At 61.2% G+C, this 15,756-nt stretch carries 18 protein-coding genes; 12 read left to right on the top strand and 6 right to left on the bottom strand.

Translation table 11 applies throughout. The features are described from left to right. Positions 1 to 34 precede the first annotated feature (34 nt). Together M8Q45_RS28520 and M8Q45_RS04325 are read left to right on the top strand one after the other, a co-directional pair. Entirely contained in the window at positions 35 to 814 is a 780-nt protein-coding gene (locus tag M8Q45_RS28520) for a methyl-accepting chemotaxis protein (protein ID WP_502940528.1), read from the top strand. 13 nt (positions 815 to 827) lie between these two features. Next, a complete protein-coding gene (locus M8Q45_RS04325) occupies positions 828 to 1,574 on the top strand; it encodes a phytanoyl-CoA dioxygenase family protein (RefSeq protein WP_249873710.1) in 747 nt (248 codons plus the stop codon). A gap of 11 nt (positions 1,575 to 1,585) precedes the next feature. Here M8Q45_RS04325 and M8Q45_RS04330 read toward each other — a convergent pair whose 3' ends face one another. From M8Q45_RS04330 to M8Q45_RS04340, 3 genes are all read right to left on the bottom strand, one after another. Next, on the bottom strand, positions 1,586 to 1,954 hold the full coding sequence (locus tag M8Q45_RS04330; RefSeq protein ID WP_249873711.1) for a cupin domain-containing protein: 369 nt from the start codon (positions 1,952 to 1,954) through the stop codon (positions 1,586 to 1,588). 101 nt (positions 1,955 to 2,055) lie between these two features. Next, positions 2,056 to 2,862, bottom strand: a complete 807-nt coding sequence (locus M8Q45_RS04335; protein WP_249873712.1) for an AraC family transcriptional regulator — start codon at positions 2,860 to 2,862, stop codon at positions 2,056 to 2,058. A 60-nt stretch (positions 2,863 to 2,922) separates the two neighbouring features. Further along, complete coding sequence (locus M8Q45_RS04340; RefSeq protein WP_249873713.1) at positions 2,923 to 3,114, bottom strand: YegP family protein; 192 nt, start codon at positions 3,112 to 3,114, stop codon at positions 2,923 to 2,925. Positions 3,115 to 3,279: 165 nt separating this feature from the next. Between M8Q45_RS04340 and M8Q45_RS04345 the strand changes: the two genes are divergently transcribed. Together M8Q45_RS04345 and M8Q45_RS04350 are read left to right on the top strand one after the other, a co-directional pair. Continuing rightward, positions 3,280 to 4,215, top strand: a complete 936-nt coding sequence (locus tag M8Q45_RS04345) for a LysR substrate-binding domain-containing protein (RefSeq protein WP_181286692.1) — start codon at positions 3,280 to 3,282, stop codon at positions 4,213 to 4,215. Between the two features lie 72 nt (positions 4,216 to 4,287). After that, positions 4,288 to 4,653: a 5-carboxymethyl-2-hydroxymuconate Delta-isomerase gene (locus tag M8Q45_RS04350; protein ID WP_181286693.1), complete on the top strand. Its 366-nt coding sequence runs from the start codon at positions 4,288 to 4,290 to the stop codon at positions 4,651 to 4,653. Between the two features lie 3 nt (positions 4,654 to 4,656). On the opposite strand, the gene M8Q45_RS04355 is transcribed toward M8Q45_RS04350, so the two are convergent. Then, entirely contained in the window at positions 4,657 to 5,583 is a 927-nt protein-coding gene (locus tag M8Q45_RS04355) for a LysR family transcriptional regulator (RefSeq protein ID WP_249873714.1), read from the bottom strand. 461 nt (positions 5,584 to 6,044) lie between these two features. Between M8Q45_RS04355 and M8Q45_RS04360 the strand changes: the two genes are divergently transcribed. The 6 genes from M8Q45_RS04360 (at position 6,045) to M8Q45_RS04385 (ending at position 12,551) form a co-directional block, all read left to right on the top strand. After that, positions 6,045 to 7,427, top strand: coding sequence for a glutamine synthetase family protein (locus M8Q45_RS04360; RefSeq protein ID WP_249873715.1), 1,383 nt, complete (start codon positions 6,045 to 6,047; stop codon positions 7,425 to 7,427). A gap of 166 nt (positions 7,428 to 7,593) precedes the next feature. Next, positions 7,594 to 9,243 carry a phosphoethanolamine transferase gene (locus tag M8Q45_RS04365; protein ID WP_249873716.1) on the top strand — a complete coding sequence of 550 codons (1,650 nt, stop codon included), beginning with the start codon at positions 7,594 to 7,596 and terminating at the stop codon, positions 9,241 to 9,243. 69 nt (positions 9,244 to 9,312) lie between these two features. Beyond that, positions 9,313 to 9,954, top strand: coding sequence for a class I SAM-dependent methyltransferase (locus tag M8Q45_RS04370; RefSeq protein WP_249873717.1), 642 nt, complete (start codon positions 9,313 to 9,315; stop codon positions 9,952 to 9,954). Between the two features lie 121 nt (positions 9,955 to 10,075). Beyond that, the gene (rnd, locus tag M8Q45_RS04375; RefSeq protein WP_249873718.1) at positions 10,076 to 11,209 is read left to right on the top strand and encodes a ribonuclease D; all 1,134 of its coding nucleotides are present in this window, start codon (positions 10,076 to 10,078) and stop codon (positions 11,207 to 11,209) included. Then, on the top strand, positions 11,206 to 11,499 hold the full coding sequence (locus tag M8Q45_RS04380; RefSeq protein WP_030141193.1) for a YcgL domain-containing protein: 294 nt from the start codon (positions 11,206 to 11,208) through the stop codon (positions 11,497 to 11,499). Before rnd ends, M8Q45_RS04380 begins: the two co-directional genes overlap by 4 nt. A 119-nt stretch (positions 11,500 to 11,618) precedes the next feature. After that, positions 11,619 to 12,551 carry a D-2-hydroxyacid dehydrogenase gene (locus M8Q45_RS04385; RefSeq protein ID WP_249873719.1) on the top strand — a complete coding sequence of 311 codons (933 nt, stop codon included), beginning with the start codon at positions 11,619 to 11,621 and terminating at the stop codon, positions 12,549 to 12,551. A gap of 222 nt (positions 12,552 to 12,773) precedes the next feature. On the opposite strand, the gene M8Q45_RS04390 is transcribed toward M8Q45_RS04385, so the two are convergent. Then, positions 12,774 to 13,367: a nitroreductase family protein gene (locus tag M8Q45_RS04390; protein WP_249873720.1), complete on the bottom strand. Its 594-nt coding sequence runs from the start codon at positions 13,365 to 13,367 to the stop codon at positions 12,774 to 12,776. 159 nt (positions 13,368 to 13,526) lie between these two features. Between M8Q45_RS04390 and M8Q45_RS04395 the strand changes: the two genes are divergently transcribed. Together M8Q45_RS04395 and M8Q45_RS04400 are read left to right on the top strand one after the other, a co-directional pair. Further along, positions 13,527 to 13,976 (top strand): YcgN family cysteine cluster protein, encoded by a 450-nt coding sequence (locus M8Q45_RS04395; protein ID WP_030141190.1) that lies wholly within the window; start codon positions 13,527 to 13,529, stop codon positions 13,974 to 13,976. Between the two features lie 31 nt (positions 13,977 to 14,007). Then, positions 14,008 to 15,237: a hypothetical protein gene (locus M8Q45_RS04400; protein ID WP_249873721.1), complete on the top strand. Its 1,230-nt coding sequence runs from the start codon at positions 14,008 to 14,010 to the stop codon at positions 15,235 to 15,237. Between the two features lie 121 nt (positions 15,238 to 15,358). On the opposite strand, the gene M8Q45_RS04405 is transcribed toward M8Q45_RS04400, so the two are convergent. Then, positions 15,359 to 15,736, bottom strand: a complete 378-nt coding sequence (locus M8Q45_RS04405) for a YgaP family membrane protein (protein WP_249873722.1) — start codon at positions 15,734 to 15,736, stop codon at positions 15,359 to 15,361. Between the last annotated feature and the right edge of the window lie 20 nt (positions 15,737 to 15,756).

Consider the following 15,756-nt stretch of genomic DNA (forward strand, 5'->3'; position numbering starts at 1 on the left):
GGAGGTCGATGCCGCTGCGCGCGCCATGGCCGATATGGCTGCGACGAATGATCGGCTGATCAGCAGCGAACACGCGGCACTGGATCAAGTCAGTACCGCGGCCACCCAGATGAGCGCCGCCGTGCATGAGGTTGCGCATAATGCAGTAAGCGCCTCGGACGCCGCGCAACAGGCGAGCAGTCAGTCTCGCGACGGCACCGCAGTCGTCAGCAGCACCATCGAGTCGATCCGCCAGTTGGCCCAGGAAGTCGAAAGCGCCTCGGGCACGATCGAGGCGTTGGCCCAGGAAACTTCCAGCATCGGTGCTGTGCTCGAAGTGATTCGTGGCATCGCCGAGCAGACCAACCTGTTGGCACTGAACGCTGCAATCGAAGCCGCGCGGGCCGGTGAGCAGGGCCGTGGTTTTGCCGTGGTGGCCGATGAGGTGAGGGCGCTCGCGGCTCGTACCCAGGATTCGACCAAGGACATCCAGGTTCGTATCGAACGCTTGCAAAGTGGTGTCGCCAAGGCTGTCCAAGCGATGCAGGTCGGCAGCAGCAAGGCTCGTGACAGCGTTGAGCGCGCCGCGGGTGTCGACCAGGTGCTCAGCGGCACCGGTGGTTCGATCCAGCGGATCAACGACATGGCCGCGCAAATCGCCAATGCCTGTGAAGAGCAAAGTAGCGTCACCGAGGAAATAGCCCGCAATATTTCCGACATCCGTGATCTGTCCAACGAAGCGGCGGCCAATTCCGCCCAGAGCATGCACGCCAGCCAGCAGCTTTCCAGCCTGTCGAGAAACCTCGCAGAGCTGACCGGCCGCTTCCGTACCTGAAACGGGTGGTGTCGTGTCGACTGACGACCTCCTGCGAGCCCTGCATCAGGACGGTTATGTCCTGATGCCTGGTGTGTTGGATGCCGCGCAAGTCGCTGACGTGCGTCGTGCTATCGACCAGCTGAAACCCCAGCACTGGGATTACAGCGGTGTCATCGATCATTACAAATGCGTGTTCAATCGCGACCCGTTCTGGTTGCCTTACTTGGAGGTGAGCGGGGTGATCGAGCTCGCCGAGGCGGCGTTGGGCGATGATTGCCACATCATCGGCCAGACGGCTTGGCGCTGCCATCCCGGTTTCGTCGGCGCTCCACTGCATCTGGATTATCTGCCGATGGAATTGCCGCCGGGCTTGTTGGCCGATCCCGATTTCGAACTGCCGATGCAGGTATTCACCGCACAGTTCTACCTCGACGACATCGATGCCGACCTGAGCCCGACACGGGTGATACCCGGCAGCCACAAGGCGGGGCGAGCGCCTGCTGCCGGCGAAACGCAATGGAATGGGCGCTCGGCGCAGCCGGTGCTATGCCGGGCGGGCGATGTCTTGATATTGCGCAGCGAGCTATGGCACGCCGGCAGCGACAACCGGACCTCCGATCGCACGCGCTACATGCTCCAGGTGCACTACGGCGGGCGGATGGTCGCGCAGAAGTTCTCGCCCTATCTGCACTGGCAGTTCAATCCCGTGGTACTCGCCGCCGCGACGCCTCGCCAGCGCCGGCTGCTCGGTGACCACGAGGAAGCGGAGTACGACTGAGCCTGGCCCGGTCAGATCCAGACGTCATTGACCGCCGTTCGCTCGTTGGTCTCTTCACCGGTATTGATGACGCCGCGAGGCTCGATCAACAAGAGTTTCACTTCCTGCACGGCACTGGGTTTGTGCTCGACACCTTTCTTGACCACGTACATTTCGCCCGGGCCGATCATGACGGCGCCGTCACGAAAGTCGATACGCAGTTCGCCGTCCAACACGATGAACGTTTCATCGGTATCGGCATGGGCGTGCCAGATGAAATCGCCTTCGAGCCGGGCGATCTTGAACTGGTAGTCATTCATTTCGGCAATGACTTTGGGCGCCCACTGCTCGGCGAACAGCGCGTATTTCTGGGCGAAATTGATGGGGGAGTAATGATTCATTGGGGCACGCTCCGTGGTGGTATATGAGCGCTACCTTACTGTCCGGGGTGAGGCGGGTATTGGATGATCGTGCAGCTTTTCACAGCGTTCGGCGCAGGATTTCAACGCAGCATCTTCAGCCAGCGTGCCGGCGAAATGCCGAAGGCCTGGGTGTGCAGCCGGGTCATGTGGCTTTGGTCGAAAAAGCCACAGGCCAGGGCAGCTTCGCTCAATGGCAGGCCCTGCAATACCAGGCGCCGGGCTTCGTTCAATCGGCGCTGGGTGATGTAGCGATAGGGGCTGGTGCCGTACAGGGCGCGGAAATCCCGTGACAGGCTCCAGCGATCCCGACCGCTGGCCTCGACCAGATCGTCCAGGGTGATCGGTTGGCCAAGGGCATCATGGATGAACAGGCGCGCACGCTCCGCGGCGGGGTAATCCAGCAGCCGACGCCCGCGTCGGCGACCCGCCGCGACAGCGAGCGCCTGGGCCACATCATAGATGGCGTCGTCTTCCTCCAGTGGATCGAGGCGATGCTCCAGTGTACTGAGCAACCTGCGGGTCGCGATGTTGAGCCGGGGATCGTTCGACAGTCCGCCCTCGATGAAGGGCAAGGGCCTGCCACCCAGCACTTGCTGGATCAACGAGGGTTCGATGTAGGACATCCGGTAATGAAAGCCATCGCGGGTGCCTGCTTCGCCGTCATGAACCTCATCGGGATGCAGCACGATGGTTCCACCGGGCTGGCTATGACGTTTGCTGTGCCGGTAGTTGAAGCTCTGGACGCCGGACAGGGTGAAGCCGATGGCGTAGGTGTCATGCCGGTGGGCGCTGTAGCCGTGACCACTGAAATAGGCCTCGATGCGCTCCAGTTTCCTCGACTCAGGCGCGCGCACCAGCCAGTCGCTACGGTTATCGGGTTGAGTCATGGGCGCGACCTCTCGCTGTTCGCTGCATACGATACTTCAGATGGTCGGCCCGTGGACGCTTCAGATTTCCTTTACAGGTGTCTCGCCGTGAGCGCTCTTGATCAACCCGATGACATGCAGGCAGTCAGCCTTGTTCACGTAGGATTCACCGCTGGCGATGGTTTCGTGGTTACCGGCTCTCAAGCGCCAGCGCCATTGGCCTCGTCCGGTGCTTGGGGTGCCTCGGGTCTGTCGATAGATTTCAAAATACATCGGTTCGCTCCATGCGATTTATTTATTCATGACATGTTCTGCACATGTCGTCGCACAGCCTAGCCAAGCTGATAATTTTCGCTAATGAGAATACGTTTCCAGTGATTGTGAGATATTTCAGAAAATTGCAGTGCCTGCCTTACCGACTGGAACCAGGAGCAATGGATGAACCGCAACGAACTGCGCAAGGCCGACATCAACCTGATGGTGGTTTTCGAAACGCTGATGCTCGAGCGTAACGTGACGCGGGCTGCGGAAAAACTGTTCCTCGGCCAACCGACCATCAGCTCGGCCCTCAATCGCCTCAGGGCGATGTTCAACGACCCGTTGTTCATCCGCGTCGGGCATCGCATGGAGCCGACGGCGCGGGCCGAGGAAATCATCCAGCACCTGTCGCCGGCACTGGACTCGCTGTCGGTGGCGCTGAGCCTGACCCATGATTTCGACCCCGCCAGCAGCACCATGACGTTTCGCATCGGCCTGTCGGACGACGTGGAATTCGGCCTGCTGCCGCCGCTGTTGCGCAGCCTGCGCCAGGAAGCTCCCAACGTCGTGTTCGTGGTCCAGCATGTCGATTACTGGCGCATTCCCGACTTGCTTGCCTCAGGCGACATTACGGTCGGCATCAGCCAGACCCGGGGGCTGCCGGCCAATGCCAAACGCAAGCTGCTGCGGCACATCAGGGCCCGCGTGCTGCGGGCCGATGCCTCGGAAACACCGCTGACCCTGGATGAATACTGCGCGCGGCCACAGGTGCTGGTTTCCCATACGGCCAACATTGCCGGCCTGGCTGACGAATGGCTGGCCGAAATCGGTCGCAAGCGCCACGTGGTGCTGTCGGTGCCACAGTACAGCGCCTTGCCGGCGTTGCTGGCCGGCACTGATCTGATCGCCAGCCTGCCGGACTACACCGCCACGGCCATGGCCGCTTCCGGCCAATTGTTCTGTGAACCTTTTCCCTTCGAGACGCCGACGGTGGATTTGTCCATGGTTTGGCTGAGCCACGTCGACAATGACCCGGCCGAGCGGTGGCTGAGGTCGCGGTTGGAGGCGTTCATGAGCGAACGGATGCCGCTGGCAGACGAAACAAAACCTGCCTGACCCGACCCAGTCGAGGTATCGTTGCGACAGCTGTCACCCCACCCTCGCTTTTTCGAATCGGAGTCGAAACACATGCCTCACCTGCACATGGAATACACCGCCAACCTGACTGAGCTGAACGCCGATGTCGCACTGCTGCGCCTGAACAACGCACTGGTGGCCTCCGGTCAGTTCGCAGCTGAGCACGACATCAAGAGCCGTGCGGTGAAGATCGATACATTTCGGGTCGGCACCGGCATCGGCGAGCGCGGGTTCGTGCATTTGAAACTGGCCTTGCTCAGTGGCCGCTCGGCGGAGATCAAGAAGCAGTTGGCCGACAATCTGCTGGCGGTGCTCCAGGATCTGGGACCCTGGCCCGCCGGTGTCAGCGTGCAGTTGTGCGTGGAACTCCTCGACATTGATCGTGGCCCTTACGCCAAGGCTGCCATCGGTCTTTAAGCTTCAGTGTCCAAGGCAGGCCTCGATGACCTGCTCACGCAACCAGATGTTGGCGCTGTCCTGATCGGCGCCCAGGCTCCACTGCATGTCCAGGGTAAAGCCAGGCAAGCCTTCAGGTGCGTCGTGGTGATGGAAGCCCGCGTCATTGGCGAGCAGTTGCTGGATGCGGCGGGGCAGGGTGAGGATCAAATCGGTACCCGCGATCATCTTTAACGCCGCGCCGTAACTGTTGGCGCGCGCGGCGATCTGGCGTTGCTGCGCCTGCATCGCCAGCCAGCCGTCGATCATGTTGCTGGACGAAGCCCAGGGTGTCGGAAAAACGTGACGACGCTGTAGGAATGTTTCGAGACTCAGCGGCGGTTCCAGTGGCGCGGCCCGTTTATCCACGACGCAGACCAGGTCGTCGTCCAGCAGCGGCCTGGATTTCAGGTCGGCATGATTGCTGTGGAAATTCGGGCCGAAGCAGATCACCAGGTCCAGGCTGCCATTGCGCAGGGCTTCGACGGGAATGTCCGCTTCGAGCTTGCTCACGTTCACCGTCACCGGCAACTCGGCGTGATCGAAACCCCGCAGCAGTCGCGGCAGGATCAGCTGTTCGAAGTATTCAGGCGCGCCAATATTGAAGGTGATGGCCTGGCGCCTTGGATCGAAGGTAGGTGACCCGGCATGACACTGGTTGATTCGCTGCAGGATGGCGCGTACATGCTCGTACATGCCCTCGGCTTTATAGGTCGGGCGCATGCCGGTACGGCTGTTGATGAACAGTTCATCTTCGAAACAGGCGCGCAGTTTCTTCAGGCAATAACTGACGGTCGATTGACTGACACACAATGCTTCGGACACACCGGTGACGCTGCCTTGTTCATACACGGCGCTAAACACCATGAGGTCCTGCATGTCGAGCTTTCTGAGAGCGTTACTGTTCAGCATCCGTTCTGTCTCGCTGTGTCCTTGCGCGGATCTTGCGCAAACCAGGTAGGTGATCCTAGCGGAACGAGAGGCTGGGGAGAATGTTGCCCACGGCGTCATTCGTTTGCTTATGTTTAGCTCGCCCTGATCCAAGCTCCATCAAATCCAGGTTTAAGGGTCCGTGGGGGCCGTGGGACGCTTGCCAGGTACTGTCCCTGTGATGCGCTCATGAACGGTTGGCCCCTGGTGCTCCGATACCTTTCAACCGCCGCGGTCGATCCGCTCGGCAGGTCCACGCTTGCCATGCCTGCGTCCCTCTGTGCGTTGCCGTCCGAGCTGGCCTTCTGGGCCTTGTGGCACTGTCGCCACGCGCGTCCTCCGGATTCCCGTATTTCCTGTTGATCACACATTGTGTTCGTCGCCGACGAGCACAGACCGACGGCGCCTGGTCGTCCGTCCGACATGGAAATACGAGCCTTCCCATGAGCCTTGCCAAAAATGCTTTCGCGCCCGTGCAACACGCCCAGGCGTTTCTCGACCAGAATCCTGATATCGAACTCTTCGAGCTGTTCATCCTTGATAACAATGGCGTGCCACGGGGCAAGTTATTGCACCGGGACGAGTTGCTGGCGGTCTACGAAAACGGTCGACCGCTGCCCAGTACGATGCTCGGGCTGACCCTCAATGGCGACGACGTCGAAAACTCCGGGTTGGTGTGGGATGTCGGCGACATCGATTGCCGCGCCTACCCCGTCAGTGGCAGCTTGCAACGCATGCCGTGGCGGTTGATTCCCACCGCCGCCGTGCAAGTCGGCATGCACCCCGAGGAAGGAATGCCTGCGGCGGTGGCCGACCCGCGCCATCTGCTCAGCCGGGTGATCGACGCCTTGCAGGCCGACGGTTATTACCCGGTAATGGCGGCGGAGCTGGAGTTTTATCTGTTGGATGCCCAGCGCGACAGCCAAGGCCGGCCCCAACCGGCGCGTGACGCTGACGGCGGCAGGCCACGGGCCACGCAAGTCTATGGGTTGCGGGAGCTGGAGCAGATCGAGCCGTTCCTGGCCGACCTGTATGCCGCCTGCAAACAGCAGGGCATTCCGGCCCGAACCGCTATTTCGGAATACGCACCGGGGCAGGTCGAAATCACGCTTGAACACCGCACCGATGCCTTGCAAGCCATGGATGAGGCGGTGCGCTATAAGCGCCTGGTCAAGGGCGTGGCGCATAGACACGGCATGGCGGCGTGTTTCATGGCCAAGCCATTCGAGCATCTGGCGGGCTCCGGCATGCACATGCACGTCAGCCTGGCGGACCGGGACGGGCGCAACCTGTTTGCCAGCGAAGCCGCCGACGGCACGCCACTGCTGCGTCACGCGGTAGGGGGGATGCTCGATACCCTGCTGGATTCGCTGTTGATGTTCTGCCCGAACGCCAACTCCTACCGTCGATTCCAGAGCAACAGCTATGCGCCGCTGGCGCCGACCTGGGGCGTGGACAATCGCACCGTCAGCCTGAGGGTGCCTGGCGGCCCGGCGTTTTCGCGACACATCGAGCACCGCGTCTGCGGCGCCGATGCCAACCCGTATCTCGCCGCCGCCGCGATATTGGCCGGGATTCACCGCGGCATACGGCAACAGCGTGATCCCGGCGCGCCGGTGGAAGGCAATGGTTACGCCCAGGCGACCGCGTTGCTGCCCACCGACTGGCTTACAGCCTTGAATGCGCTTGAGGCCTCGCCATGGGCACGAGAAGCGTTTGGCGGCGAGTTTCTCGGCGTCTATCTGGCAGTCAAACGCGCCGAATATCGCCAATTCATGGGGGAAGTAGGTGAGCAGGACTGGCGCTGGTACCTGAACCAAGCCTGACGAGGGTTTTGAAAAGGTTCCCTTAAATAATTATTTACTGGCAACTTTTTCACGAAAAATTGATGGTGGGCTGCCTAAAGTTTGTGTTGCCGTAGGAAATGAATTTTTCACATTTGCCTGCGGCACTTTCTTTTAAAAGAGCAACTTCAGGAACCCTCCAACCATCATGCTGACTATTAAAGCCGTGCGCCCCGAGTGGGTGACGCTGGTCGCCAGTGCCTTTTTGTTAGTGGGCTTCAACTTTATTCTCTGGCAGCACCTGCTTGTGATTACTGCGGCGGATGGCCGCGGACTGCTGCTGTGCCTGGCATTTGCCGTCATCGTGTTCTGCGCGTTCAACCTGGTGTTGACGTTGTTGGCGTTCCGCCCGGTGCTCAAGCCGTTGTTGATGTTGCTATTCATGATCAGCGCGGGCGTGGCGTATTTCATGGCCCAGTACGGGGTCTTGATGGATGCCGGCATGTTGCGAAATTTCGCCGAAACCAATGCCACGGAAGTTCGCGATCTATTGTCGTTGAAGTTGTTCTTCTACATCGGTTTGTTAGGTGTCTTGCCTTCCTGGTTATTGTTCAAGACACCCATTAGTTATCGCCGCTGGCCGAGGGAGTTATTGAGCAAGTTGCTGGTCGGCGTGGCCTCGGTTGCGGTGCTCGGCGCGGTGGCCATGATCAACTATCAAGGGCTGTCTTCGTTGTTTCGCAACCACCATGAACTGCATCTCATGGTGGTGCCGAGCAACTACATCGGGGCGTCGTTCGGCTATTTGCGCGAGCAAGTCGCGTCGGCCAAGCAACCATTCGTCACGTTGGGCGAGGATGCTAGCCGCAACCCGGCCTGGCAAACCCATGCACGAAAATCACTCACTGTCCTGGTGGTCGGGGAAAGCGCTCGCGCCGAGAACTTCGGCATTCTCGGCTATCACCGCGACACCACGCCGCAACTGGACAAGGAAGCCGGCCTGATCGCTTTCACCGACGTGCATTCCTGCGGGACCGAGACGGCCGTGTCAGTGCCGTGCATGTTTTCCAACATGGGCCGCAAGAACTACGACGCCAGCAAGGCCAAGAATGAAGAGGGTCTGCTGGACGTGCTAAAGCGCGCTGGACTGGACGTGATCTGGCGGGACAATCAGTCCGGCTGCAAAGGCACCTGCGATCGGGTCACGTTGCAGGACGTCAGTAATCTCAAGGATCCGTCCCTGTGCGCCAATAGCGAGTGCCGCGACGAAATCCTGCTGCAGGGCTTGCAACATTTCATCGACACCCTCGACAAGGACACCGTGCTGGTGCTGCACCAGATGGGCAGTCATGGGCCGGAATACTTCAAGCGCTACCCGAAGGAATATGAGCATTTCACCCCGGTGTGCGAAAGCAACGCGCTGAACAATTGCAGCCGCGAGAGCATCGTCAACGGCTACGACAACACGCTGGTGTATACCGATCACGTGCTGTCGATGTTGATCGATTTGCTGCGGGCCAACCAGGACAAGGTCGACACCGCCATGCTGTACCTGTCGGACCACGGCGAGTCCCTGGGCGAATACAACCTGTTCCTCCATGGCACGCCCTACATGCTGGCCCCTGAGCAACAGAAGCATGTGGCGATGCTGGCCTGGTTTTCCGACAGTTATCAGAAGTCCTTCTCGGTCGATACGCATTGCCTGCAAATGAGTCGGGATAAACCTTTGAGCCAGGACAACCTGTTTCATTCGATGCTCGGGCTGCTGGAAGTCAACAGCAAGGTCTACAGCCAGGACTTGGACATGTTCGCCAGTTGCCGCAGCGCAGTGATCGATGGGGTGTTGGCCAGGGAATAATCTTCCTACACCTTTTTTTCACGTAGCCCTGTTTAACCTGTCGTCCAACCTTTTCCGTGAGCCGTGAGTATGCCCGGGCAAACCCCCTCCACCGTCGAGCTTGAGTTCGCCAGGCAGCATGACCAGGAGCATGCGCAGATTTGCCGTCAGCCGACGCCTCGGCGGCTGCGCCTGACTTTCTGGCGTGATGAGCAATTGGCACGCAACGCCTTGAAGGTCGCGGGTGAGCCTGGGTTGGTACTGGATGTCGCGTGTGGGGCGGGGCGGTTCTGGCCGGTGTTGGGTGAGCATGCCAACCGGGTGATCCTCGCGGCGGACCCCTCGCCAGATACGCTCGATCATGCCCGCAGCCACCATGGCGGTGCGCTGCTCCAGCGGATCAAGACTTTTCCCAGCTCGGCGTTTACCCTTGGGCTGTCGGCGAACGCGGTGGACTGCATTTTTTGTCTGCAATTGTTTATGCACATCCAGGCCAGCGAACATCGCCTGGCTTTGCTGCGGGAATTCCACCGGGTCAGCCGGGACACGGTGATCGTGTCAGTCCAGATCGAGGGGCGTCTCAAGCTCGGCCATGCTTCGCAACGAAACCTGGCCGACAAGGCCTGCGTCGAAGCCGAATTTCTCGCGGCCGGTTTCAGCGTGGTGTGGCATCAGGATTTCCTGCCTGGCCTGGCATTTAAACGGGTGTATGTATTACGTAAGACCGGATAACGGCGGATGTAGGACTATTCTTACGTGCGCGCAGGCGATTTCTCTCAAGCTCTTGCTCCGTAGATGCTCGCAATCGCCGACGGCGATATATACTGCGCGCCATTCTTCAAGGGAGAGCCGTGTGGCCATCGATATTCATTGGATTCGCGACAACGATAGCCTCGGTCGGTTTTGCGCCGAATGGCAACAGTTGCCGTTCGTCGCCCTCGACACCGAATTCATGCGGGTCGACACCTTTTATCCCATTGCCGGCCTGCTGCAGATCGGTGATGGCAAAAGCGCGTACCTGATCGACCCCTTGACCATCGACGATTGGAAACCCTTGGCCGCGCTGCTGGAAAACCCGGCGGTGCTCAAGGTCTTGCACGCCTGCAGCGAAGACCTTGAAGTCTTGCTGCGCCTGACCGGCAGCCTGCCCGCGCCGCTGTTCGACACGCAATTGGCCGCCGCCTACCTGAACCTGGGTTTCTCCATGGGTTATTCGCGGTTGGTGCAGGAAGTGCTGGGCATCGAATTGCCCAAGGGCGAGACCCGTTCCGACTGGTTGCAGCGGCCCCTGTCCGAAACCCAGATCAGCTATGCCGCCGAGGATGCAGTGCACCTTGCGGAAGTTTTCGTACAACTGCGGCCGAAGCTGTCCGACGAAAAATACAGCTGGGTCCTGGAGGACGGCGCCGAACTGGTGGCCAACCTGCGCCGCGAAATCGACCCGTACGAGGTGTACCGCGAGGCCAAGTTGGCCTGGAAGCTGTCCCGGGCGCAATTGGCCGTGCTGCGCGAACTGTGCGCCTGGCGTGAGCGCGAGGCGCGCGCCCGTGACCTGCCGCGCAACCGCATCATTCGCGAACATTCGCTATGGCCCCTGGCCCGCACGCAGCCAGATAACCTCGGTGCGCTGGCGAAGATCGAAGACATGCATCCGCGTACCGTGCGCCAGGACGGTGAGTTCCTGCTCGACCTGATCAAGCGCGCAGGCAGCGTGCCACCTGAACAATGGCCGCCCGCAGTGCCCGAACCGCTGCCGATCGAGGCCTCGGCGCTGCTCAAGCGGCTCAAGGCCCTGGGGCAGGCTGAAGCCGAGCGCCTGGGCATTGCCCCGGAACTGATGCTGCGCAAGAAAACCCTCGAAGCCCTGATCAAGAGTGGCTTTCCCGAGGGGCCTTACCAATTGCCCGATTCGCTGCGTGGCTGGCGCCGCGAGTTGATGGGCCAGGCATTGCTCGACAGCCTGGCCACCGCCGGAGAACAGCCTTGAAACGTATCTGCTCCATCTACCGCAGCTCGAAGAAAAACGAAATGTACCTCTACGTGCTCAAGAGCGAGGCATTGGCCCGCGTGCCCGAGCCGTTGATGGCCGCGTTCGGCAAGGCCATCCATGCCTTCGACCTGGTATTGAGCCCGGAGCGGCAACTGTCCCGGGAGGACATCAACAAGGTGCTGGAAAACCTCGACACCCAGGGCTATCACTTGCAGATGCCTCCGGCTGAAGACGAATACATCGAGCATCTGCCCGAAGAGTTGCTGCGACGCAACGACCCGGTCTGATACTTCGGGGCGCCCGTCCTGGGGCCCCTTGAATACTGAAATGATTATTGGCGATGGGCCGCATGGATGGAGCGATACTCTGTCAGCGGCCGTCTGCACTGTTTGGAAAGGTTTGATTCATGCGCGTTCTGATTGCCGAACACGACCACGCGGTCTATGCCCAACTCTTGCGTCAGGCTGCGCCCGACATCGAAGTGCTGACCAGCGGCGATTCCGCCGAGCTGTCGCGGCTGGCGACTGATTGCCCGGTCTGGCTCGGCCAGCCTGACCTGTTGGCGACCCTGTTGCGTCAAGGTCACCGGCCCCGTTGGTTGCAATCGACCTGGGCGGGCATCACGCCGCTGCTGGCCGAAGGCCTGACGCGCGATTATCGCTTGACCCGCGCGGTCGGCATATTCGGCCAGGTGATGGCCGAATATGTGCTCACCTACATGCTGGGGCATGAACGCGAAGTCCTGGCGCGGTTGGTCAGCCAGGTGGAGCGCAAGTGGGACAACCGCCAAGGGCAAAGCCTGGCGGGGCGCAAGGTGTTGATCGTCGGCACTGGCGATATCGGCCAGCGGGTGGCGCAGTTCCTGGTGCCGTTTGGCGTGCAGTTGTACGGCATCGCCAGTGAAGCCCGTGAGTTGGCGCCGTTTATCGAGGTTGGGGCGTTGAAGGATTTGCCGCGTCTGGTGAGCGAAGCGGACTACGTGGTCAACCTGCTGCCGAACACGCCGGATACCCATGACATCTACGACGCGGCGCTGTTCCAGCAATTCAAGCCCAGCGGGTTGTTCATCAACGTCGGCCGTGGCGTGGCGGTTGTGGACGCGGACCTGGTGCAAGCCTTGAAGGAAGGGCACCTGGCCGGCGCGGTGATCGACGTGTGTCGCCAGGAGCCGTTGCCGCAGCGGCATCCGTTCTGGACGGCCTGGGGCCTGCTGTTGACCGGCCACAGCTCGGCACCGACCTCGCCGCCGATGATGGTGCGGTTGTTCCTGGAGAACCTGCGCGCCTACCAGGCTGGCGAAGCGCTGCGTGGGGAAGTGGATTTCGCCCGAGGTTACTGAAGCCCAACTTTACTCAAGGTTTGTAAACCACCGTGGCGAGGGAGCTTGCTCCCGCTGGACTGCGAGTAGGAGCTGCCGAGCGAAGCGAGGCTGCGATCTTTCCCCTGTCACTTGAATTTCAAGCGAAAGATCAAGATCAAAAGATCGCAGGCTCCGCCAGCGCCTACAGAGCCGAGCGGGAGCAAGCTCCCTCGCCACGGGTTCGGTTTCGCACGTGAGTGTTTATAGGCTGAAATCACCCTCGGCCACCAACTCGCTCAACGGCCGACGCGGGCTTGGGACTTCGCGGGCCTGGAGGTAGTCGGCCAAGGTGGATTTGTCCCCCAGCTTGCCGATCGCCACGGCCGCGTGCAGGGCGTAGCCGTCCGGGATCTTCAGTTCCTTGCGGGTCAGCTCCTGGTCGAAGCCGGCCATGCCATGGGTATGCCAGCCGCTGAGGCTCGCTTGCAGCGCCAGGTGGCCCCAGGCCGCGCCAGTGTCGAAGGTGTGGCACTGGGCCGGGGTTTCTTCCGTGGCGCCGGGCACCGCGAAGGTGGTTTTCGAGGCGATGATCACCAGCGCCGAGGCATGTTGGGCCCAGCCACGGTTGAACTCGTTGAGCAGGCCCAGGTAACGCTCCCAGTTCGGCGTGTCGCGACGCGCGTACAAGAAGCGCCACGGTTGCGAGTTGTACGCCGAAGGGGCCCAGCGCGCGGCTTCGAAAAAGCTCAGCAGGGTTTCTTCGGCAATGCTCTCGCCGGTGAAGGCGCGGGGCGACCAGCGCTCGATGAATTGAGGATGGATGGTGTAATCGGCGATGCGGGAATTGGCGCTCATGGGCTCACCTGGGCTGGGTTCGGAAACGTGATCAAGCAACCTACGTCCCGGCGTCCGGCCTGACAAGCCCCTTCTACCGACAGTCGCCAATGCTTGGCCTCGGGAGGTCGCGGCACTAGACTGTCGGCCTTTTCACCACATGATGTTGATGCTTGAGCCATGGCCGCCAAAGTCGAACCGTTCTGGATACGCAAAACCCTCGATCAGCTCGATCCACAAGAGTGGGAATCGCTGTGCGACGGCTGCGGCCTGTGCTGCCTGCAAAAGCTCGAGGATGAAGACGACAACACCGTCTATTACACGCGTATCGCCTGCAAACTGCTGGACCTGAAAACCTGCCAGTGCACCGACTACGCCCATCGCCGCGACTTCGTTCCCGACTGCATTCAGCTCACGCCGGGCAAGGCCGATCAGTTCAAATGGCTGCCGCCGACCTGCGGTTATCGCCTGGTCAGCGAGGGCAAGGACCTGCCGCTGTGGCACCACCTGGTCTGCGGTGATCGCGACGCCGTGCACCACGAACGCATTTCCCAATCCGGGCGCATGCTGGCCGAAGGCAGCGTGGCCGAAGAAGACTGGGAAGACCACCTGATCTTTCGCGCGGGCTGAACACAAGGCATCGCATCACCAGGGAGCGCCCATGGCTGCAGGATTGAAATGGATGCTGGCGGCGGGGCTGCTGGCGGTGTGCGGGCCGCTGTGGGCAGCACAGAAAGTTGATCTGGATTACCACGTTCACCTGTTGCCGCAGAGCGACCAGGCTGAAGTGCGCCTGACCCTCGCGCGAGGCTCGGCAGTGCGTAGCCTGGATTTCGACCTGGGCGATGACGGTCGCTACAGCGGATTCAAGGCGGACGGCCAATGGCAGCTCACGCCTGGCAAGGCATCGCGGGGCGTTTGGCGTCCCGCCGCCGACAAGGCGAGCCTGACCTACCGCGTGCGCATCAGCGAATCGCGCAAGAACGGCTCTTTCGAAACCCGCATGACGCCGAGCTGGGCGCTGCTGCGCGGCGATGACCTGGTGCCACCGGCGAAGCTGGACCAGCAGGACGGCATCGAGTTGGTCTCTCGCCTGGAGTTCGAACTGCCCAACGGCTGGAAAAGCATCGAGACGCCTTGGCCGCGTATCGGCAAGCAACGCTTTCGCATCGATAACCCCTCGCGCTTGTTCGATCGCCCCACGGGCTGGATGCTCGCCGGCAAACTCGGCAGTCGCCGCACGCGCCTGGGCGAGACCGAAGTGACAGTGGCTTCGCCCTTGGGCCAGGGCATGCGGCGGATGGATGTGCTGACGCTGCTGACTTTTGTCTGGCCGCAGGTGCAGGCAGTGGTGCCGCGTCATCCGGCCAAACTGCTGATCGTCGGTGCCGGGGATCCGATGTGGCGTGGCGTCCTGGCGGGCCACGAATCGATCTACCTGCACAGCCGCCCGCCGTTGGTCAGCGAACGGGGCAGCAGTCCGTTGTTGCGGGAGTTGATGCAGATGCTGGTGCGCATCAACGATCAAGATCGCAGTGACTGGATCAGCGAAGGATTGAACGAGTACTACGCCATCGAACTGTTGCGCCGCGCCGGCGGCATGAGCGACGAGCGCTATCAGGCCCTGAATGTTCGTCTCGCCCGGGACAGCAAGGGCGTCACGACGTTGCGCGGCGACCAGGTGAGCCCGGCGATGGTCGCCAAGGCGGTGCTGTTGCTGCAGGAACTGGACCGGGAGATTCGCCTGAAGACCCGCAACAAGCGCTCCCTCGATGACGTGCTGCAAGGGGCGATGCGCCTGGAAACGGTGGACACCCCGGAGTTTGTGCAGCTCAGCGAGAGCATCCTGGGTGAGGGCTCTACCGTGTTGGATACCCGGTTACTTCAGTAATACCGCTATCGTCGGAACGCCGCCCGGAGCAAGCTCGCTCCCACAGGGCTCTTGCGAACACCACAAATCCAATGTGGGAGCGAGCTTGCTCGCGATGAGGGCATCAGCGGCACTGCAAAAATCAGAGCCCAGCCCTAGGTGAACTCAACGAATCATTCCCCGTTACCGTAGCCGTGCCAGTCGCCGCCTCGGCATTGGCCTTCATGCGGCTCAGCTCGTCGCCGGCCTGCTCGATGCGGGCGCGGGCGTCATGCAGATGTTGGCGATTTTTTTCCAGCAGGCTTTTCGCCGAACAATGCCCGGTAATCCCGCGAGCCAGGGCCATGCCACCGATTGCCAGTTGCGCCAGGCCGATCACACCGCCACGGCGCAAGCCCTTGCCCATCATCAGGACCCCACCGGCCAATGAACCGATGCGCTCCCAACCGTGCACGTTCTGCGGGCTGCGGGATTGGAAAGGGGTGGTATCCACCGGCCCGAACGGATTGTTATCGCTCATGATCTGTCTCCAGTGTGGGG

The organism is Pseudomonas sp. T1.Ur, assembly GCF_023516725.1.
In the GTDB taxonomy this organism is placed as follows: Bacteria; Pseudomonadota; Gammaproteobacteria; order Pseudomonadales; family Pseudomonadaceae; genus Aquipseudomonas; species Aquipseudomonas alvandae.